Source organism: Janthinobacterium sp. GW460-12-1-14-LB5, from assembly GCF_059423585.1.
Genome location: NZ_JBWKYD010000027.1, coordinates 55,786 through 79,854 on the forward strand (window position 1 = coordinate 55,786; position 24,069 = coordinate 79,854).

Here is a 24,069-nt window from a genome sequence, read left to right on the forward strand (position 1 = left end):
GGGCGGGTTCGCCAGCCTGGTATCGCGATACTTTTGCGATATTTTCCAACGGCAATGTGGCACGGCAACGTATCGGACCAGCACCATGTTCTCCAGCCTCCGGCAGCCCATACTCGGCATTCTTACGGTATGCCTGCTGGCCGCTTGCGCCGTCGGGCCGGACTTCCGGCGTCCCGCCGCCCCCGGCGGTGGCGACCGCTACACGCCGGCACCGTTGCCGGCGCAAACGGTGGCGGCGCCCGGTCCCGCCGGCCAGGCGCAGCGCTTCGTGCCGGGCCAGGATATTCCCGCGCAATGGTGGTCGCTGTTCCAGTCGCCGGCGCTGGACCAGCTGGTGCGCGGCGCCCTCGCGCGCAATCCCGGCCTGGCGTCGGCCCAGGCGGCCTTGCGCCAGGCCGATGAAAACTACCGCGCCCTGTCCGGCAGACTGCTGTATCCCGAGGTAGGCGCCCAGCTGGGCGCCAGCCGCGAGAAAAACAGCAGCCTGGAGGGCGTGGGCGGCGTCCTCAATTTGTACAATGCCTCGGTGAATGTGTCGTATGCGCTGGATGTGTTTGGCGGCAACAAGCGCCAGCTGGAAGGCTTGCAAGCCCTGGTTGACTATCGGCAGTATCAGCTGGAAGCGGTGTATGTGGCCCTGACGGCCAACCTGGTGACGGCGGCCATCCGCGAAGCATCGTTGCGCGCCCAGCTGCAAGCCACCGGCGAGATACTCGATGCGCAACAGAAACAGCTGGACCTGATCGAACAGCAATTGCGTTTCGGCGCCATCAGCCGCGCCACGGTGCTGATCCAGCGCAACACGGTGGCGCAGACGCGGGCCAGCGTGCCGCCGCTGGAAAAAGCCCTGGCCCTGACGCGCCACCAGCTGTCCGTGTATGCGGGCCGCTTGCCCAGCGAGCCCGGCATGCCTGAATTCGACCTGGCATCGCTGCGCTTGCCGCGGGACTTGCCCGTTTCCCTGCCGTCGGCCCTGGTGCGCCAGCGCCCCGACATCCGCGCCAGCGAAGCGCTGCTGCAGCAGGCCAGCGCGCAGATCGGCGTCGCCACGGCAGCCATGTATCCCCAGTTCACCTTGACGGGCAATGTGGGTGCGCTGGCCACCAGTTTTCCCGCGCTGCTGCATGGCGGTTCTTCCGTGTGGGGCGTGGCGGCCGGGCTGGCCCAGCCCATCTTCAATGGCGGTGCGCTGCGGGCGGGGCGGCGTGCCGCCGTCGCCGCCTACGAGGGGGCGGCGGCCGATTACCGCGCCACCGTGCTGGGCGCTTTCCAGAATGTGGCGGATAGCCTGCGCGCGCTTGAGGCCGATGCCGCCGCCTTGCAGCAGCAAGCCGAGGTGGAGGCCATGGCCAGCGAATCGCTGGCGCTGAGTACGCAGCAATTCAAGCTGGGCGCCATCAGTTACCTGTCCTTGCTGGACGCCCAGCGCACTTACCAGCAGGCCAGGGTGGGCCTGGTACAGGCGCAGGCGGCCCGCTATGCCGATAGCGCAGCGCTGTTCCAGGCGCTGGGCGGCGGCTGGTGGAACCGTCCCGCGCTGGACAACGTTCCCGCCACGACCACCTTGCCGGTGGCGGCAGGCACGGATTGACTTTTGGACGCCGGAATAAACGGGGAGCGCATCCATGACGAAACGCAATAAGCGCATGCTCATCATGCTGGGGGCGGTGGTGCTGTTGATTGCCCTGCTGGCGCTGGGATTTTTCCTGCACATCCGCCAGCTCATGGCCAGTTCGCCCAAGCCCACGCCGCAGACGGTGTCGGCGACCATCGTCCGCAAGGTCGACTGGCAGCCGCATCTGTCCTCCGTGGGCACCCTGGTGGCCGTGCGCGGTGTCGACGTGACGAGCGAAATCGCCGGCCTCGTCAGGTCCATCCATTTCAAGTCCGGCCAGGAAGTGGCGGCGGGGCAACTGTTGCTGCAACTGAATGCCGATGCCGACCTGGCGCAGCTGCGCGCGCTGGAGGCGGCCGCGGAACTGGCCGCGTCCGTGCTGGCGCGCGACCGCCAGCAATTTGCCGTGCAGGCGATCAGCCAGGCGCAGGTCGACAACGACGCGGCCGACCTGAAAAGCAAGCAGGCACTGGCGGCCCAGCAGGCGGCACTGGTGGCCAAGAAAACCATCCGCGCGCCGTTTGCGGGCAAACTCGGCATCACCACCGTCAATCCGGGCCAGTACGTGAATCCCGGCGACAAGATCGTCACCTTGCAAACCATCGATCCCATCTATGTCGACTTCTATATTCCGCAAAAGCAGCTGGGCGGCCTGCAAGTGGGGCAAGCCCTGAACCTGACCAGCGATGCGCATGCGAACACGGCGTTTGCGGGCAAGGTCAGCGCCATCAGTTCCAAGGTCGACCCCGCCACGCGCAATGTGCAGGTGGAAGCCACGGTGGCCAATCCCCAGCGGCAGTTGCTGCCAGGCATGTTTGCCAACGTCCACGTGGAAGTGGGAGGGAAGAAACAGTTCCTGACCTTGCCGCAGACGGCGATCACCTATAACCCGTATGGCTCCACCGTCTTCGTCGTGCAGCGGGCCCCGGCCCCGGCCCAGGCCCAGGCCCAGGCGCCCAAGGCCGGCGCGCCGCCGCCGAAGGCGGGCGACCTGGTGGTGCAGCAGGTATTCGTGACGACGGGCGAGACGCGGGGCGACCAGGTGGCCGTGCTGACGGGCCTGACCGAGGGGCAGCAGGTCGTCACCAGCGGGCAGATCAAGCTCAAGAACGGCAGCCCCGTGGTGATCAGCAACGTCGTCGAGCCGCGCAACAATCCGCAGCCCACGCCGCAGGAACATTGAGTCGAGGCGCCGCCATGAACTTCACCGATCTCTTTATCCGCCGGCCCGTGCTGGCCATGGTGGTGAGCCTGCTGCTGGTGGTGCTGGGCTTGCGCTCGCTGTTCAGCCTGCCCATCAACCAGTATCCGAAGACGCAGAACGCCGTCGTGACGATCTCCACCACCTATTACGGCGCCGATGCGCAGACGGTGGCCGGTTTCATTACGCAGCCGCTGGAATCGGCCATCGCCCAGGCGCAGGGCATCGACTACCTGTCTTCGTCCAGCAGCAGCGGCGTGTCGACCATCACGGCCACCTTGCGCCTCAATTACGACGCGAACCGTGCTTTGACGCAAATCAATACCCAAGTCAGTTCCGTGAAGAACCAGCTGCCGGCCCAGGCGCAAACGCCCGTGCTGACGGTACAGATGGGGCAGACGACGGACGCCATGTACCTGGGCTTTTACAGCAAGACCTTGCCGACGAATAATGTGACGGATTACCTGAGCCGCGTCGTCAAGCCCAAGCTGGACTCCGTCACCGGCGTGCAGACGGCGGAATTGCTGGGCGCGCGCCTGTTCGCCCTGCGCGCCTGGCTCGATGCGGACAAGATGGCCGCCTTCGGCGTGACGGCGGCCGAGGTGAGTACCGCCCTGGGCAATAACAATTACCTGGCCGCGCTGGGATCGAGCAAGGGGCAGATGGTGACCGTTCCCCTGACGGCCGGCACGGACCTGCATTCGGTCGAGGAATTCAGGAAACTCGTCGTCAAGCGCAGCGGCGATTCCATCGTGCGCCTGGAAGACCTGGCCACCGTCGTGCTGGGGTCGGAAAACTATGATTTCAACGTGGCTTTCAGCGGCGTGCGCTCCGTCTTCATCGGCATCAAGGTGGCGCCGGAAGCCAATATCCTCGACGTGGCCAAGCGCGTGCGCGCCAGCTTCCCCGATATCCAGTCCCAGCTGCCGGCCGGGCTGACGGGGGAAATCGTGTACGACTCGACATTCTTCATCAATACTTCCATCAAGGAGGTCATCAAGACCCTGGTCGAGGCATTGCTGATCGTCACCATCGTCATCTATTTGTTCCTGGGCAGCCTGCGGGCCGTGATCGTGCCCGTGATCGCCATGCCGCTGTCGCTGATCGGCACGTTTACGGCCATGCTGGCGCTCGGCTATTCCATCAATCTGCTGACCTTGCTGGCCATCGTGCTGGCCATCGGCCTGGTGGTTGACGACGCCATCATCGTGGTGGAAAACGTGGACCGCCACATGAAGCAGGGCCAGCCGCCGCTGGAGGCCAGCCTGCTGGCGGCGCGCGAGCTGGCCAGCCCCATCCTGGCCATGACGGTGGTACTCATTGCCGTGTACGTGCCCATCGGTTTCCAGGGAGGCCTGACGGGCGCGCTGTTTACGGAATTCGCCTTCACCCTGGCCGGCGCCGTGGCCGTGTCGGGCATCGTGGCCCTGACCCTGTCGCCCATGATGTGTTCGCGTTTTTTTCGTCCGGAACAGGACAGCGGGCGCTTCGTGCAAGCCATCGACCGCGTCTTCGGCAAGGTGCACGACACGTACCAGCGCCTGCTGCATGCGCTGCTCGACACCTGGGTGGTGCTCATCGTCATGGCGGCGCTATTGATGGTGGTGCTGGGACTGATGTTCAAGATGTCGCAGTCCGAGCTGGCGCCCGAGGAAGACCAGGGCGTCGTGCTGTCGCAGGTGGTGGGCGACCCGACGGCCACCTCGGACCAGATGCAGGTGTATGCGGAGCAAATCTACCAGGTGGCCAAGGCCATGCCCGAATACAGCCAGATGTTCCAGATCACGGGCGTGCCGACGGTCAACTCGGGTTTTGGCGGCATGCTGATGACGCCGTGGGACGCGCGCACGCGCAGCGCCCAGGAGGTGCAGCAGGACTTGCAGGCGGGCTGGAACCGGATTGCCGGCGCCCGCGTGGCCGCCTTCCAGTTTCCCGCCTTGCCCGGCTCCTCGGGCCTGCCCGTGCAATTCGTCATCGCCACCACGGAGCCGTTTGAAAACCTCGATGCCATCGCGCAGCAGGTGCTGGAGAAGGCGCGCGCGTCGGGCAAGTTCTATTTCGTCGACACGGACTTGAAGATTGATAAACCGCAAGCCACCGTCGTGATCGACCGCGACAGCGTGGCCGCGCTGGGCATGACGCAGCAGGATGTGGGGCAGGCGCTGGGCGCGGCTTTGGGCGGCAACTACGTCAATTATTTTTCCATCGCCGGGCGTTCCTACAAGGTGATCCCGCAGGTGCTGCAGGTGGACCGCCTGAATCCATCGGCCGTGCTGGACTTCCATATCAAGACGCCCGACGGTGCGATGATACCGGCCAGTACCGTCGCGCATATCCGCTACGATGTCGTGCCCGAGTCGATCAACCGCTTCCAGCAACTCAATTCCGTGACGCTTTCCGGCGTGTCCGGCGCCTCGCAGGGCGAAGTGCTGGCCTTCATGCGCGAGACGCTGGCCCAGCTGGCACCCAGCGGCTACACGGCCGATTATGCGGGCCAGTCGCGCCAGTTCGTGCAGGAGTCGGGCGGTTTTGTCGTCACCATGCTGTTTGCCGTGGTAATCGTCTTCCTGGCGCTGGCGGCGCAGTTCGAGAGTTTCCGCGACCCCGTCGTGATCCTCGTTTCCGTGCCGCTGGCCCTGTTTGGCGCCACCATGTTCATCTTCCTCGGCTTTGCTTCGATCAACATCTACACGGAGGTGGGCCTGGTGACCCTGATGGGGCTGATCAGCAAGCATGGCATCCTGATCGTGGAAGTGGCGAATCAGCTGCAAAAGACGGGCAAGAGCAAGCGCGAAGCGGTGGAAGAAGCGGCTGCCGTGCGCCTGCGCCCCATCCTGATGACGACGGCTGCCATGGTATTTGGCGTGCTGCCCCTGGTGATTGCCTCGGGCGCTGGCGCGGCCGGGCGCCACGCGATGGGGCTGGTGATTTTCACGGGCCTGTCCATCGGCACCCTGTTTACCCTGTTCGTGGTGCCGGCCATGTATCTGTTCCTGGCCGCCGATCACCAGGCGCGGGGCGCGCGGGGCGCGTTGAAGGCGGCGCCAGCCCATTGATACGCTGTAGCGCCGTAGCGGGGGGATTTGTTGCGCTGTGCAAGACAAAGAGCCTTCGTTGGAAGGCTCTTTGTTGTTGATTCCCGTGCTCGTTGCCGGGCTGCGGGGCCGGCCGCCGCAGCGCAGCGGGTGCAGCCTTTAGCTGCTGCGTGGCGGTGGCGTGGTGGTCCCAGTCCCTGTGCCGGTTCCTGGCGTGGTGCCGGGCGGGGTGGCTGGCGGCGTCGTCGTGCCGTCGGGGTTGGTGGTGGTGCCCGGCGCAACGGATGGCGTGGCGGGCGTGGTGGTGTCCGGCGTGGTGGTGCCGCTGGTGCCCGAGGTGCCGCTGCCGCCCGTGCCGGGCGTGGTGGCGGGCGCCGTGTTGGGCGTGGCCGCCGGGGCGGTGGTGGACTCATTGTGCTTGTTGCAGCCGCCCAGCAGCGCGCACACGATGGCGGTGCCGAGGACAAGCTTGCTGGTGCTAGGGTGTGGGGCCGTCATGATTGTTCCTTTCTCGTTGGAAAGCTGTCGAGGGTGATCGTACCTTGCAAGGCGGCCTGTCACGGTGCGGGCAGACCGTCGCAGCAAGGCTGGCATCGCTTGCAAAAATTAGAGTAGGCAGGCGCGCGCAGGTTCACCGGATTTACAAATCAGCGGCCATCGGCGAGAAAAGAGGCGATCCGCTTTGACATGGCGCAAGCGCGCCACGTGAACGACAAAGAAAGGGCCAGGACAGGGCGTCCCGGCCACGGACGAGGGGCTTACTTGGCGGCAGGGGCCTTGCTCACTTCCACTTCCCAATCCACGCCTGACTCAATGTGATGCTTGGCGGCAAAGTCGCCCTGGCTGATGGCCACGGCCACGTCGAGCAGGCTGTTCAGGTAGACCAGGGGCTTGCCCTTGGCGACGCCGCCAAACGTGTGCTCGAACGGCGCCGTGACCTTGGCCACTTGTTTGCCCTTGTGCAAAATGCGCACTTGCAGCGGATCGTGCAGTTTCACCTGCAATTCGTCGAGCAGGGATTTCGGGATGTTCGTCCAGACATTGCCATATTTTACGTCCAGCACGGGCACGATGCCGCGGATGGTATTGCCGTCGCGCACAGGTTTTTGATACGCGATCTTGACCACGGATGGGCTGGGCAATGGCGGACCCACCTGTTCAAAGCTGATGGCGCCCGACGCCAGGCGCGCACCGACGTAAGCGTACACGTCGCGGCCATGGAAGGTGTACGACTCGGCGGAGCCTGCCAGGCGGTTGACCTTTTCATCGATTTCGCGCAGTTCCGCCACGCCGTCGCGCTCGGCGATCAGGGTGAACAGGCCGTTGTCCGGCCCCACGAAATAGCGGCCCCCCTTGGTTTTCAGCACCACCGACTTGCGGTTGGTCCCCACGCCCGGATCGATGACGGAAACAAATACCGTGCCTTGCGGCCAGTAATTGGCCGTCTGGTACAGGCGGTAGGCGCCCAGCCAGATGTCGTAGTCGGGAATCTGGTGCGTCAGGTCCGAGATGGTGAGCTGGGGATCGACGCCGTAGGCGACGCCATGCATGGCGGACACGGCGCCGTCGGCCGTGCCGAAGTCCGTCATCAGCACCAGCGGTGCGGCAGCCTGGGCGGGCGACAGCAGCAGGGCGCTCAGGCAGGCGCCGGCGGCGAGGTGGGAGATTCGTTTGATGATCATGATTTATCCTTGTCCGTGTCAGAACGTGTAGCTTAATTTAGCGTAAAAGTAGGCGCCATTGACGCCGATGGGGTTGATGAAATTGTAAGGCAGGGCGCCGCCATAGGTGGCGTTATTCGTTTCGCGCACGCGCTGTGGATAGCGGTCGAGGATGTTGTTGCCGCCCACGCTCAGCGTCAGTTGCTTGCTCAGTTTTAATTGGCCTTCCAGATCCAGCGACCAGACGGCGCCGAAGCGCTGCGCGGGGATGCCGTCGATCAAGGGCGCATCGCTGTCGTAGGAAAAATCTTTCAGCTCGCCAAAGCGGGTGGCGCGCGCCTGCACGCCCCAGCCGGCCGCCTGCCAGTCAGCGCCCAAGATCAATTTGCTGGACGGTGACGCATGTTTGATACGGAACAAACTCGTTTCCGTCAGCAGCGTCAGACTGGGATCGATATTGGTTAGTGCCGCGGAACTCTGGCGCACCTTGTCGAGGCTGGTCTTGTTCAGGTTCAGCGCCGCATTCAGGTTCAGTTTGCCTGAAGTGAACGCCAGGTCGTGGTTCAGCACCACATCCAGGCCGCGGGTAGCGGTGTCGAGCAAATTGGCCAGGTAGGCCACGGATTGAATGTCGCTGCGGCCATTCGCGGCAAGGTAGGCCGTGACGGCATCGCTTTGCAAGTCGCTCGAGCGCGTGATGCGGTCGCGGATGCGGATCACGTAGGCGTCCACCGTCACGCTGGTAGCAGTGGCCGGTTTCCAGGCCAGGCCCAGCGACAGGTTGGTCGATTTTTCCGGTTTCAGCTGTTGCGCGCCGAAGTTGCGCGCCAGCGGGTCGCTGGCCGGCAGCAGGGCCGCCGTTTGCAGGGCCGTGCCATCGGCGTTGAAGTTCAGGGTGGCGAAGCGGAAGCCCGTCTGCACGAGGGCTGGCGCGCGGAAGCTGTTCGACAGCGAGCCGCGCACGAGGAAGCTGTCCGTCACCTTGTAGCGCGTGGACAGCTTGCCCGTGCTGGCGCTGCCGAAGTCGCTGTAGTCGGAATAGCGGGCGGCGGCGCCCACCAGCAGGCGCGGCGTGAGGTCGTTTTCCACGTCCGCATACACGGAGCGGATCTGGCGGCTGCCGTCGTAGGCGTCCGATGGACGCAAGCCTGGTCCCGCCTGCGCGCCCGGTGGCGCGTCGGTGAAGCTGCCGGCCGCATACGAGGCGGGGTCGCCGGCCGAGCTGGTGTACGTTTCACGCATCCATTCGGCGCCCACGGCCACGCTCAACGGTGACGGCAGGCCGATGTCGATGGTGCGCGTGGCATCGAAGTTCAAGGCGTCCTGGCGGAAGTCGAAGCCGGCCAGGTGGAAACTGGTGGGGCTGGCCGCGCCCAGCGAAGCGTTGACGGAGTGGCTTACGCCATAGTCAAAGCGGTCGCTGCCGTGGCGCGCGCTGGCGTCCCAGTTCCACTCGCCCGCACTGCCGCGCACGCCGGCAACGATACTGAGGTCGCGCTTGTCGCCGTTGGTGACGGGGCGGTAGCCGTGCGGATACAGGGCCGTCACGTTCGACGGGTCGCCCGGATAGCGGAAGTAGGCGCTGCCGTCGGATGTGCGCTCGTTCAGGGTGGCAAACGAGTACAGGTCGAGGCCATTGGCCAGCGTGAGCTGGGTGTTGTAGAACAAATAGTTGTTGCGCTGGCGCGAGTCGCCGGACTTGAATACCACCTTGCCGTCGAGCGCCTGGTCGGCCGGCGTGAAGTTGTAGGACGTCCAGCCCGCGTCGCTGGGGCCGGCTCGTTCCGTGGGCGAGCGGCGCCGCGTTTCCGCGCCGAAGCGGAAGAAGCCCGCCTCGCCCAGCGGCACGCCGTAGTCGGCGTTGACGATGACGGTCTGGCCATCCGTCAGGGTTTGATCGGTGGGGGCGAAATGCGTGTGGTTGGCACCATAGCTGACGGAGGCGGCACCGCCCGTGCGGGCCTTTTTCAGCACGATGTTGATCACGCCGGCCACGGCATCGCTGCCGTACTGGGCGCCCGCGCCGTCGCGCAGGATTTCGATGTGGTCGATGGCGTTCGGCGGAATCGCGTTGATGTCGACCGGCACGGTGCCGGCAAAGCTGCTTTCCGTGTCGAGCACGGCGCTCGTGTGGCGGCGTTTGCCGTTGATCAGCACCAGCACCTGGTCGGGCGCCAGGCCCCGCAACTGGATGCCGCGCACGGAGTCCGACGCGCCGCTCGACTCGATGCGGGGGAAGTTGATCGACGGCGACAGGTTTTGCAGGGCCGCGCCCACGTCGCCCGAGGCCAGCGCGTTGTCCACTTCACGGGCACCGAAGCGGTCGATGGGCACGCTGCTGTCGAACACGGTGCGGTTGCGCGCGCGCGAACCGACGACGGTGACCTGGTCGATGCTGGCGCCGGTCGTTTCAGCGGCGGCGCCTGTGCCTGTGCTGGCGGTGGCTTGCGCGTCCTGTGCCCAGGCGGGCGCGGCGCCCAGCATGGCGCAGGCCAGCACGATGGCGCGCAGCGGCGTGGCGGGAAGGGAATGGGGGGCGTATGAGTGGCGCAGGTGCACGGCGGTATCCTTTAAGCTTGTTCATCTGAAAACAATTGGATGAGCTTAAGGGAGGTTGTTGCCCAGGCGAACGATTCTTTATGGATATGCTTATGGCTGTTGTTTCTACGCCGCTTCACTCAGGGCGCCAGCTCAGGGCACCAGATTACGCAGCAGGGCGGGAATCTCGGCCGGGATTTCACGCGCCAGGTAGCCGAGGATGCCGAAGCGCAGGGCCAGCTGTTCGCCCGCCAGCGCATGCAGGGCGATGCCCCAGGCGCATGCCTGTTCCAATGGAGCGCCGCGTGCGGCCAGACCCGTGATGATGCCGGCCAGGGTGTCGCCGGAACCGGAGATGGCCAGGCCGATGTTGCCGCCCGCGTGCGTCCAGCTGCTGCCATCGGGCATGGCGATGACGGTCAGCGCGCCTTTCAGGGCGACGATGGCGTGCCAGCGCCGCGCCGCTTCCACGGCGCAGGCGTGCGGGTCGGCCAGCACGGCGTCCTTCGACAGGCCCATCAGCTGGGCCAGCTCGCCCGCGTGCGGCGTCAGCAGCACCGGCTGCTCAAAATGGAACTGCGGCGGCTGGCGCACGACCTGCATGGCGCAGGCGTCGAGGATCAGGCGGCTGCCGGCAAACAGGGGCAGCAGGTGGCGCATCAGCTCGCAGCAGGCGGCCGTGTCGCACATGCCCGGCCCGACGAGGACGGCATCGACCTTGCCCGCCAGCGGCGCCAGCTGGTGGCGCGCCTCGTGGCGGAAGCCGCCCAGCGCCGTTTCATCGAGGCCGATGACCCGCGCCTCGGGCATGGCGACGGCCACTTGCGCCGCCACCGAGGCGCCCGTCGCCAGGGTCAGCTTGCCGGCGCCCGCGCGCAGGGCTGCCGTGGCCGCCAGCACGATGGCGCCCGGCATTTCCTCGGAGCCGGCGACGATCAGCAGATGGCCGCGCACTTCCTTGTCGCCATCGGGCTGGGGCATGGGCAGGGGCCAGGAACGCAGCAGGGAAGGGATGATGGCGGTGGCGTCCATGGATGACCTCCGAAGGATCAGGATTTCGGCGCCGCCGGCATGTCGGGCTGGGCCGTGACGGGAGTGCCGGCCGCTTCCAGCGGCGCAACAAAATTGCACAGGTCAAGTTGCAGCTTGCCGTGCCTGCCCAGGGCGGGGTTGAAGGCGTATGAGGTGATGCCGCAGTTGGGCACGTCGGCCGCCTTGTCGATGGCCAGGATGGCGTGCTCGTCGCAGCGCTCCAGCAGGTAGCGGAAGCAATTGACGATGACCTGGTGGCCGACGATCAGCACCCGTTCGCCCCGGTATTCGCGGGTGATGGTGTCGAGCACGCTGCGCAGGCGCAGGATGACGTCGCACCAGCTTTCGCCGCCCGGCGGGCGGAAGTAAAATTTACCGACGTGCTGGCGCTGTTCGTACAGCTCCGGGTATTTGCTGGCGATGCCGTGCACGGTCAGGCGGTCGAGGATGCCGAATTCCTTTTCGCGCAGGCGCTCGTCGGCCACGACGGAGTTCAAGCTGTCGGCACCGATGCGCGCCAGCACGGCTTGCGCCGTCTGCTGCGCCCGCACGTAGGGCGAGTACAGCACGACGGTCGGTTGTTGTTCAGGGGGAAGGGTGGCGAACCAGTCGCCGAGCGCTTGCGCCTGGCGCGCGCCAAGCTCGGAGAGGGGGACATCGACGTCGCGCTCGGCGATGGCGATCAATAACTGTTTTTCCGCTTCGGCGGCATCGCGCGCCACGTTGCCGGCACTTTGGCCGTGACGCACGATCCAGATTTGCTGCGGCCATTTCTGTTCCATCGCCTTGCGCCTTCCTCCGTATTGATTACGATTCAATATAGACGAAAGCGGCAAGGCGCGGCGCGCAACTCGTTGGGCTTTTAGGCGGCGTGTTCCGCCTCATCCAGGTCCGGCGCGTCGTCGCTGTTGTAGACGGCCAGGTCGGTTTCGCCCATGACGCGGCTGGTGACGGTGCCGGCCGTGATCGAGCCGCTCACGTTCAGGGCCGTGCGGCCCATGTCGATCAGCGGTTCGACGGAGATCAGCAAGCCGGCCAGCGCGACGGGCAAGTCCATCGCCGACAGCACGATCAGCGCGGCAAACGTGGCGCCGCCGCCCACGCCGGCCACGCCGACGGAACCGATGGTGATGATGGCCAGCAAGGGCAGCAGGAAGCTGACGGTGAACGGGTCGACTCCGACGGTAGGGGCGATCATGACGGCCAGCATGGCCGGATAGATGCCGGCGCAGCCGTTCTGGCCGATGGTCGAACCGAACGAGGCGGCGAAATTGGCGATGCCTTCCGGCGTGCCCAGGCGCTGGGTTTGCGTCTGCACGCTCATCGGGATCGAGCCGGCGCTGGTGCGCGACGTGAACGCGAAAGCCAGCACGGGGAAGACTTTCTTGACGAAGCGCAAGGGGTTCAGGCCCACGCCGGCGATGATGGCCAGGTGCACGAGGAACATCAATATCAGCGCGCTGTACGAGGCGACGACGAAGTTGATCAATTTCAAGATGTCCGTGTAGCTCGACGAGGCCACCACTTCAAACATCAGCGCGAACACGCCGTACGGCGTCAGGCGCAGCACCAGGGTGACCATGCGCATGACGATGGCGTGCGCCACTTTCATGAAGCTTTCGAAGGAGGCGAAGATTTCCGGCTTCTTGGCGGCGATGCCGGTGGCCGAGATGCCGATGAAGATCGAGAACACGACGACGGCGATGGTCGACGTCTTGCGCGCGCCCGTCATGTCGAGGAAGGGGTTGGTCGGCACGAAGCTGACCAGCAGTTTCGGCAGGGACAGGGCTTTTGCCGTTTCCAGCGACCCTTGCAGCTGCACGCCGCGCGCCACTTCGGCAGCGCTCGACGTCAGGCCGACGGCCGTCAGGCCGAACAGCTTGGCCATCAAAATGCCGATCGCGGCGGCGATGGTCGTGGTGATGAGCAGGGTGCCGATGGTCAGCGCGCTGATCTTGCCCAGGGAACTGGCATCCTTCAGCTTTAAAATGGCGGAAATGATGGACACCATGATCAGCGGCATGATGATCATCTGCAACAGTTTGACGTAGCCGCTGCCAACGATGTCGATGTATTCATTGGTGCCGGCGATGATGGGCGAGCCGGCGCCGTACAGCCACTGCACGGCCGCACCGAGCAGCACGCCCAGGCCCAGGCCCGTGAAGACGCGCACGGTAAACGTCGCGTGTTTGCGTTGCTGATGGAACATGAAAGCGAAGACGAGCAACGCAACGAGCAGGTTCAGGATGATATTAATTGCCATGAAGGGGCCTTATCTTGGTTTTATTCGAGACTGCACGGAGCACATAAAACAGTACTACAACTGACAGCTGCCCCAGCCCGGGGCGGAAGGGCAAGCACTGTACAGTACTATGGTGGCGTTTTGCGCAATACCGCTGCGAATATTACGCTATATAAATATGCTCCACAGGCATAAGTCTTCCGGCCGATTGTGAAAAAATCGATTTCGTGCCAGCATGTTTTGCCTATTTATCAATGTCGTGCCAATTATTTCAAGGAAAAAGATGAATGTTTTAACGGAAGTACAGGTACTCGATGCGGAAGAACGCTTGCGCCTGGCCATGATGGCCTCCGACGTGGCTGTACTGAGTCAGTTGCTGGCCGATGACTTATTGTTTACCAATCACCTGGGCCACTTGCTGAGCAAGCATGCGGATCTGGCCGCGCACGAGCAGCGACTGCTGACTATTACCGATCTGCGCGCGTCCGAGCGCCATGTGCGCATCAATGGCCCCGTGGCCGTGGTGTCCGTGCGCATGCAGTTGACGGGCAGTTATCACGACGTGGAAACGCATGGCGACTTCCGTTTTACGCGCGTCTGGGCGCAGGATGCGGCCGGCGCGCTGCAAGTGATCGCCGCCCATTCGGGCGTCGTGGCATAGGGGTAATTGAGTGGATCATCGTTCCAAAGGGCAGCTGTTTGAAGCTGTCATCGCCGCCGGCCCGGCCACCCTGGCCGTCACGGCCGGCTATCCCGTGCTGCTGTACAACCTGGTGCGCACCTGGTCCGACGCTCCCGGCGCCAATGCCCTGGCCGCGCTGCTGCTGACGGGCGGCCTGTGGGCCTTGCTGGAATTCTGGCGCATCGCCCTGGCCACGGTGGCGCGCAAGGCGTATGCCTTCAACTGGCGTTTCTGGCTGGCCATCGCCAGCTTTCTCGCCTGCTTCGTGCGTTTCGTGCCGGACATGCCGGCCGGATTGATGTTGTTGCTGATGGTGTTGCCGGCGCTGGCGTGGACGCATTTTATTTTGTTGCAGATCAAGCGTCCAGCCAACTTGTAAGTTTTAATCTTCCTCTTCGGTCTCTACTTTCAGCCAGGCTATCCGCCCATTGCCCGCCTCATGCAGATGGGCGAGCAGGGCGGTGGCCGCCGTTTCAGGCAGGCTGAAGTCGAACAGCACGGCGTCGCCGTGTTCCACGTTCAGCAGGGTGGCGCCGGCGCCGTCGAGTTCGCGGCGCAGCATGCCTTCCATCGCGTACGGCACCGTGCAGCGCAGGCTGCGCTGGCGCACGATGGCCGTCTTCTCCGCCTGCAACAGCGCTTGCGCCACGCTGTCCGTGTAAGCGCGCACGAGGCCGCCCGCACCGAGCTTGATCCCGCCAAAATAACGCACGACGGTGGCCAGCACGCCTTCGAGGTCCTGGTGGCGCAGCACGTCGAGCATGGGCCGCCCGGCCGTGCCGCTCGGCTCGCCATCGTCGACGGCCGCCGACTGCCCGCCCGCCAGCAGCGCCCAGCACACATGACAGGCGCCCGGATGCTGCGCCTTCAAGTCATTGACCACCTGCTGCGCGCTGGCGCGGTCCGTCATCGGCTGCACGCAACCGATGAAACGGCTTTTCTTGATGATCAGTTCGCTGTGGACGGGGGCGGCAATGGTAAACGGCATGGCGGGTGCGAAGGCGGGCAAAGCAGCATGATAGAGGAAATGCGCGCCGGGGACGAGCCAGCCCGTTCACGCGGCCGCGGCGGACACCAGTTTGCGCAGCGCCGCATCGCGCACCTGCACAATGTCGAACAGTCCCAGCGCATGCAGGGCGGGCAGGGCGTCGACAATGTCGCGCTCGGCGATGGCCTTGTCGTCGCTGCTGCTGGTCTCATCCAGCCACAGCCGTGCATTGGCCAGGAAGGCGCCCACCGTGCCCTTGCGCACGGTGACGCCATTGAACTGGCCCTGGTTTTGTTGATCGGCTAATACGTCTTCTGCACGCATGGTGAACTCCTGAAGGTTGGAAAGACTTCACTGTATGATGGCCGGATTGTCTTGCCTGCGTTGTTTATGTCATTCGATACGTCAAATCCGTCAATTTCTCCGGCATCGCCGCCGCGGCTGCGCGCCATGCGCATTGTCCAGCCGCAGGAAAGGGTGACGGCGGCGCACCGCCATGCCAGCGGCCAGCTGTTCGGCGCCATGCGGGGCTTGCTTTCCGTTACCGCCGACAGCGGACAGTGGGTGGTGCCGGCCAGCCATTGCGTATGGATGCCGCCCCATCACGTCCACGCGCTGCGTTCGCACGGCCCGTTTGCGGGCTGGAGCGTGTATGTGGACGAGGCCAGCTGCGCCGGCTTGCCCGCCGCGCCGTGCGTGATGCGCGCCTCGGGCTTGCTGCGCGAGGCGGTGGGCCGCGCCAGCACTTGGGACGAGGGCGCACTGGACGCGCGGCAAGCCCGCGTGGCGGGCGTGATCCTCGACGAGATCGCCGCCGCGCCGCACGAATCCTTCGGCTTGCCCCTGCCCACGGACCCGCGCCTGCTGCGCGTGGCACGCGCCGTGCTCGATGACCTGGCCGACGAGCGTGGCGTGGAAGCGCTGGCCGCTTGGGCCGGCGTGTCGCCGCGCACCCTGGCGCGCCGTTTTACGCTGGAGACCGGCTTTACGCCCTCCGCTTGGCGCCAGCGCGCCCGCATCCTGCGCGCCCTGGAACGATTGGCCGCCGGCCAGCCCGTCACGACGATTGCGCTGGACCTGGGCTACGACAACGTCAGCGCCTTCATCGCCATGTTCAAGAGGGTGATGGGGGTGACGCCGGGGAGGTATGGGGATGGCAGTGAATCGAGCAATATCGGTATTTGATAAAGCGCAACTTGCTGTAGATAGGGCCGGCCAAGGCTGAAATCGTGTATGAATGGCGGACTTGATCCTTGCCTGCTTTGAAATATTGACTGGGTGCAAGACAGTGTTTAAGGTGGAGCAACCGGCAATGTTCCGGACCTTTACTTCACCTCCGTTACCCCACGAAAAGAGTAATCCAATGAGTCGATTTCATGGTAATAGCCGTAATCCGATACCTGTCCTGGATGCGGCCCAGCACTGGCGGGATGTCGCGTTTTTAGGAACAGGTTCTGTTTTTTCCGCGAATCAGCTCTGGACCGTTGAGGGTCTTACATCCCTTACTCAGTATTTCGTCGACAACCTCGACACTGGAACTGGGAATTTCATCGAGAAGTTGCGCGAGCAGTTGTCGCCCACTAGCTCGTCGGTTAAGCAATTGGCTGCGGAAATGAACTGGCTCCTCCTGCTTTGCCCAAGTAATGTACTTGCTCCCAAGAAGCGCGAGATCGTGAATGAAATTTGGCGTTGGTCGAAAGAGCCCATGTCCGCCTCAGCCGATTTAATGTTGACTGACCAAGTATTAGCCGGAATAGGTAGCGGCGGCCCAGGATTCAACCAATACCGCTGGAAGGAGTTGATTTTTTTCATAAAGATGACGTTGGCCTTTAAAAATCTTGACAGCACGAAGCAAAAAGAACTGCTGAGTGATGGATGGGAATTCGCGGCATGGTTGCAAAATATTCCTGAGGCGGAAACTAGGCAATTTCGCCATATGATACTATTTCTGCTCTTTCCTGATGTTTTTGAGCGAATATTTGGGCGCGCAGATCGAATCTTGATAGCCACGGCTTTCTCAGGTTTAAGTAAGAAAATCGTTCGAGGGCAGAGTGCCTTGGAATTAGATCGAACACTGACTAAAATTCGTATCGAGTTAGAGTCCCAAGAAGGTACGGATAAGTTGGATTATTACGTTCCTCCACTGCGAACTCGATGGAGTCGCCCAGAGCCAAAGCCATTAATAAATAGGGTAATCACTACTGCCGAAATTGAATCGACGGAAAAATCCGATGATGCGGGCGAGTTAGATTTTGATGATGAGTCAGTTTATTCGATCGATGACGCGCGTGAAGGCCTCTTTATTGAACGCGATAATTTTGGTGCAATCGTTGAAAGATTGCGTGCGAAGAAAAATTTGATTTTGCAGGGGCCGCCCGGTGTCGGTAAGACGTTCTTCGCTCGGCGTGTGGCGTATGCGTTGATGTCAGCTAAGGCGTTAGACCGCGTAGGAATGGTTCAATTTCATGCCTCTTATGCCTACGAGGATTTCATCCAAGGCTACAGGCCAAGTGAAACTGGATTTAGTCGGAAAAATGGTGCATTTTATAATTTCTGTAAGCTGGCTCAGGCAAATCCCGATCTCGAATTTGTATTCATCATTGACGAAATAAATCGTAGCAATCTCAGCAAGGTATTCGGCGAGTTGATGATGCTGATCGAGGTCGATAAACGTGGTGAGGAATGGGCAATCCCACTTGCTTACGCTGATGACTTAGAAGACAAATTCTTTGTTCCCAAGAATTTGTACATGCTGGGGCTTATGAATACTGCTGATCGGTCATTGGCGATGGTGGATTATGCCTTGCGGCGTCGATTTGCATTTGTCGATCTTGGGCCGGGTTTTAATACGCCACAATTTCTTTCATTTATGGCTAAACAAGGGGCTAGCGACGACCTTATTCGTCGAATGGTGTTGGACTTAACTGCACTCAATCGTGAAATATCTAATGATCGCGCCAATCTTGGCCCCGGATTCTGCATAGGGCATAGTTTCTTTTGTACTGGAATAAGCGATGTTGGTGCGACACCAGAGTGGTATCGTGAAGTAATTTCGTCGGAAATTATGCCGCTGTTGCGAGAATATTGGTTTGATGATGAGTCCAAAGTAAATAATTGGGAATCCCGCTTAATGGGTATTTGAAGATGAATACCCCTCGCATCCCGATAAAGAATCTCTACTACATGCTTTGTTATTCCTGGAGACAATTAAAGCAAGGTGAGTTGGTTGATGTTTCTAAGGTGCCGACAACTGAGTTGGTGGATTTGTTCGCTCTTGTGTTGTGTGATGGAATTCAGCACATTGCGCGGCGTGGATTGGATCAAGGGTACGTAGTGCACGAGGAAGAAATCGCCGGGATACGTGGTCGGCTTAACGTGCTAAGGTCTGCGCGTCGGTTCCTCCCGCTACACGGCCGAGCGGCATGTGCTTTTGATGAATTGACGGTGAATACTTTACCCAATAAAATTTTAAAGACTACCTTACGTAATTTGGGAAGGGCTAGTAATATTAATGGTGAGTTGCGTAAGCGTGTTCGTACTCTTCATAGAGAAATGAACAGCATTGATGAAACTCTCATTACGAACGACTCATTTAGAAGAATTCAGTTTCATTCTAATAATAGATTCTACCGCTTCCTTATGAATGTTTCTGAATTAATTCACTCTTCTTGGATGCCTGACCAAGAAGTAGGTACGCTGCGTTTTCGAGATTTCTTGCGCGATGAGCGAGCGATGGCGATAGTGTTTCAGAATTTCTTATTTAATTTTATTCGGACTGAGGTTTTTGGATGGACTGTGAGACGTGAGTATATTGGTTGGCGTGCGGAGCATGGTTTCGATGTGGATTCCGATTTCACTTTACTTCCTAGGATGGAAACTGACATCTCGTTAAGTCGAGGGGGGCGGCATGTCATCATTGAGGCAAAGTACTACCAAGAGGCCTTGGGTGAGCGTTTTGGTGTCGAGAAGTTTCACAGTGGGAATGTGTATCAGCTGATGAGTTATTTGACTAATGCGATTCGTCCGGATGGTGCCGTGCTAGAGGGCATGCTGATTTATCCGAAGGTCAACCGAGCTCTACGAGAAAGTTATCGGATTCAAGGATTTGGCGTAACCGTCGCTACTGTTGATTTGAGTAAGGACTGGCCAGAGATTAAAAAAGAAATTATTGATTTGATCAAGTGATTTTCTGGGAGGTCGATTCGTTAACTTACGTATGCCTGCCGCATTAAGAACGAAGCGACAGTAAAATTTTGACTGTCGCTTGAGTCTGTCGCGCCTAACCACCCACCCTCCGAAGCGACCAGATAGCTCCCCAAAACAAAAAGCCCACGAACGTAAATTCGTGGGCTTCTCTGAAGTATTTGGTAGGCCGTGCGGGATTCGAACCTGCGACCAACGGATTAAAAGTCCGCTGCTCTACCAGCTGAGCTAACGACCCAAGGGCGGCTATTATGACGGCCAATGGCGGTTTTGGGAAGGGCCGGGGCGGAAAAAGCCTTGCATGACCCTCATGCACGGTCTAATATGGGTAGATAGTCTACCTATTTATGTGATCCCATGTCCAATACCGAAGACCTTCCCATCCCCGAGCGCGCGCTGGCGCTGTCCGATGACTTGCGCGTGGCGTTCAAGCGCCTGTTGCGCGCCATGCAGCGCGAAGGGGGGGAGCTGGAAGGCGGCGTATCGATGATGCAGTACATGCTGCTGGCGCTGATTCACGAGCAGCCCGGCATCGGCGTAGCCGCGCTGGCGCGGCTGCAGAATGTGCGCGGGCCCACCGTCAGCGCCCAGGTCAAGTCGCTCGAAGAGGCGGGACTGGTCGAGCGCAGCGCGCCCGATCCGCAGGATCGCCGGCGTTCGGGCTTGCACGTGTCCGCGCAAGGCCTGGCGATCCTCGAAACCTTGCGCGCGCGGCGCCGCGATGCGCTGGCGCGGCGCATCTCCCGCCTGACGCCGCAGCAGGTCGATGCGCTGGAAGCTGCCATGCAGCCGCTGCTTGAGATCGGCCAGGCATGAGCGGTCACGATCACGCCGCAGGCGCAGACAAGGACGCCGTAAAACCCGTCACCGAGCGCGAAGTGCGCGCCATCTACCTGGGCCTGATGGCCGTGCTGGGCCTGGGTGCGCTGGACCAGAGCATCGTCGCCACGGCCTTGCCGCGCATCGTCGACGACCTGGGCGGCATGGCGCATCTGTCGTGGGTGGTCACGGCCTACGTGCTGGCCTCGACGGCCACCATGCCCCTGTACGGCAAGCTGGCCGACCAGTACGGCCGCCGCCCCATGATCTACACGGCCCTGCTGACCTTCTTGCTCGGTTCCGTGCTGTGCGGGCTGGCGCAGAACATGACGGAGTTGATCATTTTCCGCGCCATCCAGGGCCTCGGCGCGGGCGGCTTCATGCCGCTGGCGCAGATCATCATCGGCGACATCGTGCCGCCGGCCGAGCGGGGCAAGCGGCAGGGCATGGTGCCCATCGTGTTTGCCGTCACCAGCGTGCTGGGCCCCGTGCTGGGCGGCGTCATCACGGATGCCCTGTCGTGGCACTGGATTTTCTATGTCAACCTGCCCATCGGCGCGGCCGCCTTCGTCATCATCGCGCGCGCCATGCGCAAGCCGGCGCGCACGCATGCGCACAAGATCGACTACCTGGGTTCCGCCTTGCTGACGGGCGCCGTCACGGCGGCCCTGCTGGTGCTGGCGCTGGGCGGTACCGAGTGGCCGTGGGACTCTCTCGCCATCAAGGTGTGCGGCGGCGTCGCCGTGCTGCTTGGTATCTGGCTGGCGGTGCACGTGGGCAGGGTGGACGAACCCGTGCTGCCGCCCGACCTGTTCGAGAATCGCACCTTCAATATCGCCAGCCTGGTGATGGCCATGACTTTCATGGGTCTGATGGGCGCCAGCGTCTTCTTCCCCCTGTTCTTCCAGCTGGTGATGGGCACGAGTCCCGCCGAATCGGGCGTGATGACGGTGGCGATGATGGTGGGACTGGTGGCGTCGTCGATGTTCAACGGCCGCGTGCTGTCGCGCTCGGGCAAGTACAAGATGGTGCAGGTGGCGGGGCTGGCGGTGGCGCTGCTGGCGTTTGCCGTGCTGGCCTGGGCCATGGAAACGTCGCGCGGCTACTGGATCATCGAGCCGGCCATCTTCCTGCTCGGCACGGGATTAGGATTGGTGATGCCGAACATGACGATCGCCGTGCAAAATGCCTTGCCCCTGGCGCGCCGGGGCGTGGGTACGGCCATGCTGGCCTTTTTCCGTTCGCTGGGCGGCTTGCTGGGTGTGACGGCGTCCGGCGCCATTCTCGCGCACCAGTTGCACCAGCATGGCGTGGAAGCCGTGTCGGCGCTCGGCGCGCAGGCGGCGGTGCAGACGGTCGAGGTGTACCGCCATGCGATCGCCAGCGTGTTTGGCGCCGGCGCCGTGCTGCTGCTGGTGGGACTGGTCTTCCTGCTGTTCCTGCCGGAACTGCCCCTGGAGGGGCATCCGGCAACGGTGAAGGATGATCAGTAGCGTTCCAGCCAGTGGGCGTACGGCGCCGGCAGGGTCCACGAGGCGCGCTCGACGCCGAGTTCCTTGGCGGCAAAATATGCCCAGTGCGGATTGGCCAGGTGCGCCTTGCCGACCATCACTACGTCCAGTTGCTCTTCCTTGACGACGCGCTCGGCGATGGCCGGCGTGCCGAAGCCCCAGGCGGACGAGACGGGCACGCCCGCCTCCGTGCGCACGCGCTCGGCGATCGGTCCCATGAAGGCCGGGCCCCACGGAATCGATACGTCGGGAATGGTAAAGCCCATGCTGACGCTGATCATGTCCATGCCCGCATCCTTGAACTGGCGCACCAGGCCGATGGATTCGAGCAGGGTTTGCTCGTCGCGGCCGTCGAATTCCAGCACGCCGAAGCGGATGGTCAGCGGCAGGTGCTCGGGCCACACTTCACGCACGGCTTTCAGTGTTTCCAGCAGGAAGCGGCTGCGGTTTTCCAGGCTGCCGCCATAGATGTCGTCGCGCTGGTTCGAGTGGGTGGAAAAGAAGCTTTGCGCCAGGTAGCCATGGGCGAAGTGCAGTTCCAGCCATTCGAAGCCCACTTCGCGGGCGCGCACGGCCGCATCGACGAAGTTCTGTTTCACGCGGGCAATATCGTCGAGGTCCATGGCGCGCGGCACTTTCGGCAGGCCGCCGCCGAAGGCGATGGCGGACGGAGCGATGGTTTGCCAGCCGCGCGCGTCGCCTTGCGCGATGTGGTCGTCGCCTTCCCATGGGCGGTTGGCGCTGGCTTTGCGGCCCGCGTGGGCGATCTGGATGCCGGGCACGGAGCCGGCCGCCTTGATGGCTTTCACGACGGGCACGAAGGCTTGCGCCAGATCATCGTTCCAGATGCCCGTGCAGCCGGGCGTGATGCGGCCTTCGGGCGCCACGGCCGTCGCTTCGACAATCACCAGTCCCGCGCCGCCACGGGCCATGCCCGCGTAATGCGACAGATGCCAGTCGTTGGCCACGCCATCGACGGCCATGTACTGGCACATGGGCGGCACGGCGATGCGGTTGCGCAGGGTGACGTTTTTGAGGGTGTAGGGCTGGAAGAGGGTGGACATGGTGGCCTTTGTGTGTGTGGATGAAAAGATTGGAAAATACTGATTCGGTAGTTCGTAAATATTCGAAGAATGGAATTAGTATAGCGCATGCTGTATGATTCTGCTCATGCGTCCACACAAACATCCCCCCGCCAGCGAATTCGTCCTCGAAAGAGTGCTGTACGCCTTGAGCGATTCGATCCGCCTCGACATCGTGCGCCACCTGGCCCGCGTGGATGCGGCCGCTTGCGGCGACCTCGACGGCGGGCGGCCGAAATCGACCGTTTCCCACCATTTCAAGGTCTTGCGCGAAGCGGGCCTCGTCTACACGGAAAACGCGGGCACGACGCACATGAACACCCTGCGCCGCGCCGATATCGAGAGCCGTTTTCCTGGCTTGCTCGACGCCATCCTGGCGCAACAGCCATTGGCGCCCGGGCAGCCGGAGGCGGAAAAGCCGGCAGCTTAGCCGCCTGCCGTGCCCCGCCATTTGCCAGGCTCGGCTATGATGTCGGCCTTTCGGTAAATCCCCGGCCGCGCGCCTGTTGCGCGACGGACTGGCGACACTACCTGGCACGGCAAGGGATGGGAATGACGGTAGCAGCAGTGGTATCACAGGCGGACCTGGCAAATCGTCCGCAGTTTGGCTGGATCAATGTATTGAAGGCGGGCGCGGCGCAGTTGATCGTGTTGCATCACCTGGCGTTTTACGGGCCCATGTCCGACTACGTGCAACCGCTGTGGCCCGCGTTGCTGGACTGGCTGGGCGGCAGCGCGCGCATCGCCGTGCAAGTATTTCTCGTCATCGGCGGCTTTCTCGTCGCCAAATCCCTCGCACCCGCCGGCCAGCCCGGCATTGCCACCCCGCTGCAGGCCGTCTGGCGCCGCTATGCCAAGCTGGCGCCGCCTTTCCTGGCGGCCACCCTGCTCGCCGCCGTGCTGACGCCCGTGGCCGGCATCTGGATGCTGCACGATTCCATGTCGGCCGCCGTCACCCTGGGCCAGTTGAGCGCCCATGCCCTGCTGCTGCACGGCGTGCTGGGCTATGAATCGCTGTCCGCCGGCGCCTGGTATGTAGCCATCGATTTCCAGCTGTACCTGCTGACGGTATCGCTGCTGTGGCTGGGCGGCCGCCTGGCGGGCCGGCGGCGCGGACGCTGGCTGATGCCGCTGGCCGTCACCGTGGGCATCACCTTTTCCCTGCTGTATTTCAATCTCGACGCGGGCTGGGATAACTGGGCGCCGTATTTCTTCGGCAGCTATGGCCTGGGGCTCATGGCCTGGTGGGCCAGCGACCCGGCCCGCAAACCGGGCGCCATGACAGCGCTCATGGCCATGGCCGCCGTGCCCGTCCTGCTGGCCCTGGCCGTCGACTACCGCAGCCGCATCGCCCTGGCCCTGATCGTCGCCTGCGCGCTGTTCCTGTTCGGCCGCGCCCGCACGCCCTCCCAGGGCGGCGCGTGGAACATCGTCAACGCCCTGGGCCGCATCTCGTATGC

21 protein-coding genes and 1 tRNA gene are annotated in these 24,069 nt (G+C 62.7%); 12 read left to right on the top strand and 10 right to left on the bottom strand.

The features are described 5' to 3' along the window. The first annotated feature begins 85 nt into the window (after positions 1-85). From AC07X6_RS23805 to AC07X6_RS23815, 3 genes are read left to right on the top strand one after another with little or no spacing between them, the layout of a single operon-like run. Positions 86-1,591 carry an efflux transporter outer membrane subunit gene (locus AC07X6_RS23805; protein WP_494792586.1) on the top strand — a complete coding sequence of 502 codons (1,506 nt, stop codon included), beginning with the start codon at positions 86-88 and terminating at the stop codon, positions 1,589-1,591. A 34-nt stretch (positions 1,592-1,625) separates the two neighbouring features. Continuing rightward, positions 1,626-2,798 carry an efflux RND transporter periplasmic adaptor subunit gene (locus AC07X6_RS23810; RefSeq protein ID WP_494792587.1) on the top strand — a complete coding sequence of 391 codons (1,173 nt, stop codon included), beginning with the start codon at positions 1,626-1,628 and terminating at the stop codon, positions 2,796-2,798. A 14-nt stretch (positions 2,799-2,812) separates the two neighbouring features. Continuing rightward, a complete protein-coding gene (locus AC07X6_RS23815; RefSeq protein WP_494792588.1) occupies positions 2,813-5,872 on the top strand; it encodes an efflux RND transporter permease subunit in 3,060 nt (1,019 codons plus the stop codon). A gap of 138 nt (positions 5,873-6,010) precedes the next feature. Here AC07X6_RS23815 and AC07X6_RS23820 read toward each other — a convergent pair whose 3' ends face one another. The 6 genes from AC07X6_RS23820 to AC07X6_RS23845 form a co-directional block, all read right to left on the bottom strand. Continuing rightward, positions 6,011-6,349 (bottom strand): hypothetical protein, encoded by a 339-nt coding sequence (locus AC07X6_RS23820; RefSeq protein WP_494792589.1) that lies wholly within the window; start codon positions 6,347-6,349, stop codon positions 6,011-6,013. 260 nt (positions 6,350-6,609) lie between these two features. Next, positions 6,610-7,533, bottom strand: coding sequence for an SAM hydrolase/SAM-dependent halogenase family protein (locus AC07X6_RS23825; RefSeq protein WP_494792590.1), 924 nt, complete (start codon positions 7,531-7,533; stop codon positions 6,610-6,612). Positions 7,534-7,551: 18 nt separating this feature from the next. Continuing rightward, positions 7,552-10,071 carry a TonB-dependent receptor plug domain-containing protein gene (locus tag AC07X6_RS23830; RefSeq protein ID WP_494792591.1) on the bottom strand — a complete coding sequence of 840 codons (2,520 nt, stop codon included), beginning with the start codon at positions 10,069-10,071 and terminating at the stop codon, positions 7,552-7,554. Positions 10,072-10,203: 132 nt separating this feature from the next. Next, on the bottom strand, positions 10,204-11,082 hold the full coding sequence (locus AC07X6_RS23835) for an NAD(P)H-hydrate dehydratase (protein WP_494792592.1): 879 nt from the start codon (positions 11,080-11,082) through the stop codon (positions 10,204-10,206). 17 nt (positions 11,083-11,099) lie between these two features. Continuing rightward, on the bottom strand, positions 11,100-11,864 hold the full coding sequence (locus AC07X6_RS23840; RefSeq protein ID WP_494792593.1) for a histidine phosphatase family protein: 765 nt from the start codon (positions 11,862-11,864) through the stop codon (positions 11,100-11,102). A gap of 80 nt (positions 11,865-11,944) precedes the next feature. Next, a complete protein-coding gene (locus AC07X6_RS23845; protein WP_494792594.1) occupies positions 11,945-13,345 on the bottom strand; it encodes an L-cystine transporter in 1,401 nt (466 codons plus the stop codon). Positions 13,346-13,607: 262 nt separating this feature from the next. On the opposite strand from AC07X6_RS23845, the gene AC07X6_RS23850 reads away from it, so the two are divergent. Beyond that, positions 13,608-13,985 (top strand): nuclear transport factor 2 family protein, encoded by a 378-nt coding sequence (locus AC07X6_RS23850; RefSeq protein WP_474290089.1) that lies wholly within the window; start codon positions 13,608-13,610, stop codon positions 13,983-13,985. A 10-nt stretch (positions 13,986-13,995) separates the two neighbouring features. Continuing rightward, positions 13,996-14,385 (top strand): hypothetical protein, encoded by a 390-nt coding sequence (locus AC07X6_RS23855; RefSeq protein WP_474290090.1) that lies wholly within the window; start codon positions 13,996-13,998, stop codon positions 14,383-14,385. 3 nt (positions 14,386-14,388) lie between these two features. Here AC07X6_RS23855 and AC07X6_RS23860 read toward each other — a convergent pair whose 3' ends face one another. Continuing rightward, positions 14,389-14,994: an IMPACT family protein gene (locus AC07X6_RS23860; RefSeq protein WP_474290091.1), complete on the bottom strand. Its 606-nt coding sequence runs from the start codon at positions 14,992-14,994 to the stop codon at positions 14,389-14,391. A gap of 66 nt (positions 14,995-15,060) precedes the next feature. Further along, a complete protein-coding gene (locus AC07X6_RS23865) occupies positions 15,061-15,318 on the bottom strand; it encodes a hypothetical protein (protein ID WP_494792595.1) in 258 nt (85 codons plus the stop codon). A gap of 126 nt (positions 15,319-15,444) precedes the next feature. On the opposite strand from AC07X6_RS23865, the gene AC07X6_RS23870 reads away from it, so the two are divergent. From AC07X6_RS23870 to AC07X6_RS23880, 3 genes are read left to right on the top strand one after another with little or no spacing between them, the layout of a single operon-like run. Beyond that, positions 15,445-16,179, top strand: coding sequence for an AraC family transcriptional regulator (locus tag AC07X6_RS23870; RefSeq protein WP_494792596.1), 735 nt, complete (start codon positions 15,445-15,447; stop codon positions 16,177-16,179). Between the two features lie 52 nt (positions 16,180-16,231). Continuing rightward, positions 16,232-18,136: an AAA family ATPase gene (locus AC07X6_RS23875; protein WP_494792597.1), complete on the top strand. Its 1,905-nt coding sequence runs from the start codon at positions 16,232-16,234 to the stop codon at positions 18,134-18,136. A 2-nt stretch (positions 18,137-18,138) separates the two neighbouring features. After that, positions 18,139-19,179, top strand: coding sequence for a 5-methylcytosine restriction system specificity protein McrC (locus AC07X6_RS23880; protein WP_494792598.1), 1,041 nt, complete (start codon positions 18,139-18,141; stop codon positions 19,177-19,179). Positions 19,180-19,359: 180 nt separating this feature from the next. Here AC07X6_RS23880 and AC07X6_RS23885 read toward each other — a convergent pair. Next, positions 19,360-19,435: transfer RNA gene (locus AC07X6_RS23885), tRNA-Lys, on the bottom strand. A gap of 119 nt (positions 19,436-19,554) precedes the next feature. On the opposite strand from AC07X6_RS23885, the gene AC07X6_RS23890 reads away from it, so the two are divergent. Together AC07X6_RS23890 and AC07X6_RS23895 are read left to right on the top strand one after the other, a co-directional pair. Beyond that, positions 19,555-20,013, top strand: coding sequence for a MarR family winged helix-turn-helix transcriptional regulator (locus AC07X6_RS23890; protein ID WP_494792599.1), 459 nt, complete (start codon positions 19,555-19,557; stop codon positions 20,011-20,013). Next, a complete protein-coding gene (locus AC07X6_RS23895) occupies positions 20,010-21,509 on the top strand; it encodes an MDR family MFS transporter (protein ID WP_494792600.1) in 1,500 nt (499 codons plus the stop codon). The genes AC07X6_RS23890 and AC07X6_RS23895 overlap by 4 nt, the downstream gene beginning before the upstream one ends. On the opposite strand, the gene AC07X6_RS23900 is transcribed toward AC07X6_RS23895, so the two are convergent. Further along, positions 21,503-22,591, bottom strand: coding sequence for an NADH:flavin oxidoreductase/NADH oxidase (locus AC07X6_RS23900; protein ID WP_494792601.1), 1,089 nt, complete (start codon positions 22,589-22,591; stop codon positions 21,503-21,505). The genes AC07X6_RS23895 and AC07X6_RS23900 overlap by 7 nt on opposite strands. Before the next feature lie 106 nt (positions 22,592-22,697). Between AC07X6_RS23900 and AC07X6_RS23905 the strand changes: the two genes are divergently transcribed. Continuing rightward, positions 22,698-23,039: an ArsR/SmtB family transcription factor gene (locus AC07X6_RS23905; RefSeq protein ID WP_494792602.1), complete on the top strand. Its 342-nt coding sequence runs from the start codon at positions 22,698-22,700 to the stop codon at positions 23,037-23,039. Between the two features lie 122 nt (positions 23,040-23,161). Continuing rightward, the coding region (locus AC07X6_RS23910; protein WP_494792603.1) for an acyltransferase family protein at positions 23,162-24,069 on the top strand (908 nt) is incomplete at its 3' end.

Coding starts and splice junctions, on each gene's coding strand:
- AC07X6_RS23805 (WP_494792586.1), top strand. CDS start 86: ATGTTCTCCAGCCTCCGGCAGCCCATACTCGGCATTCTTACGGTATGC.
- AC07X6_RS23810 (WP_494792587.1), top strand. CDS start 1,626: ATGACGAAACGCAATAAGCGCATGCTCATCATGCTGGGGGCGGTGGTG.
- AC07X6_RS23815 (WP_494792588.1), top strand. CDS start 2,813: ATGAACTTCACCGATCTCTTTATCCGCCGGCCCGTGCTGGCCATGGTG.
- AC07X6_RS23820 (WP_494792589.1), bottom strand. CDS start 6,349: ATGACGGCCCCACACCCTAGCACCAGCAAGCTTGTCCTCGGCACCGCC.
- AC07X6_RS23825 (WP_494792590.1), bottom strand. CDS start 7,533: ATGATCATCAAACGAATCTCCCACCTCGCCGCCGGCGCCTGCCTGAGC.
- AC07X6_RS23835 (WP_494792592.1), bottom strand. CDS start 11,082: ATGGACGCCACCGCCATCATCCCTTCCCTGCTGCGTTCCTGGCCCCTG.
- AC07X6_RS23840 (WP_494792593.1), bottom strand. CDS start 11,864: ATGGAACAGAAATGGCCGCAGCAAATCTGGATCGTGCGTCACGGCCAA.
- AC07X6_RS23845 (WP_494792594.1), bottom strand. CDS start 13,345: ATGGCAATTAATATCATCCTGAACCTGCTCGTTGCGTTGCTCGTCTTC.
- AC07X6_RS23850 (WP_474290089.1), top strand. CDS start 13,608: ATGAATGTTTTAACGGAAGTACAGGTACTCGATGCGGAAGAACGCTTG.
- AC07X6_RS23860 (WP_474290091.1), bottom strand. CDS start 14,994: ATGCCGTTTACCATTGCCGCCCCCGTCCACAGCGAACTGATCATCAAG.
- AC07X6_RS23865 (WP_494792595.1), bottom strand. CDS start 15,318: ATGCGTGCAGAAGACGTATTAGCCGATCAACAAAACCAGGGCCAGTTC.
- AC07X6_RS23870 (WP_494792596.1), top strand. CDS start 15,445: ATGCGCATTGTCCAGCCGCAGGAAAGGGTGACGGCGGCGCACCGCCAT.
- AC07X6_RS23875 (WP_494792597.1), top strand. CDS start 16,232: ATGGCGGACTTGATCCTTGCCTGCTTTGAAATATTGACTGGGTGCAAG.
- AC07X6_RS23880 (WP_494792598.1), top strand. CDS start 18,139: ATGAATACCCCTCGCATCCCGATAAAGAATCTCTACTACATGCTTTGT.
- AC07X6_RS23890 (WP_494792599.1), top strand. CDS start 19,555: ATGTCCAATACCGAAGACCTTCCCATCCCCGAGCGCGCGCTGGCGCTG.
- AC07X6_RS23895 (WP_494792600.1), top strand. CDS start 20,010: ATGAGCGGTCACGATCACGCCGCAGGCGCAGACAAGGACGCCGTAAAA.
- AC07X6_RS23900 (WP_494792601.1), bottom strand. CDS start 22,591: ATGTCCACCCTCTTCCAGCCCTACACCCTCAAAAACGTCACCCTGCGC.
- AC07X6_RS23905 (WP_494792602.1), top strand. CDS start 22,698: ATGCGTCCACACAAACATCCCCCCGCCAGCGAATTCGTCCTCGAAAGA.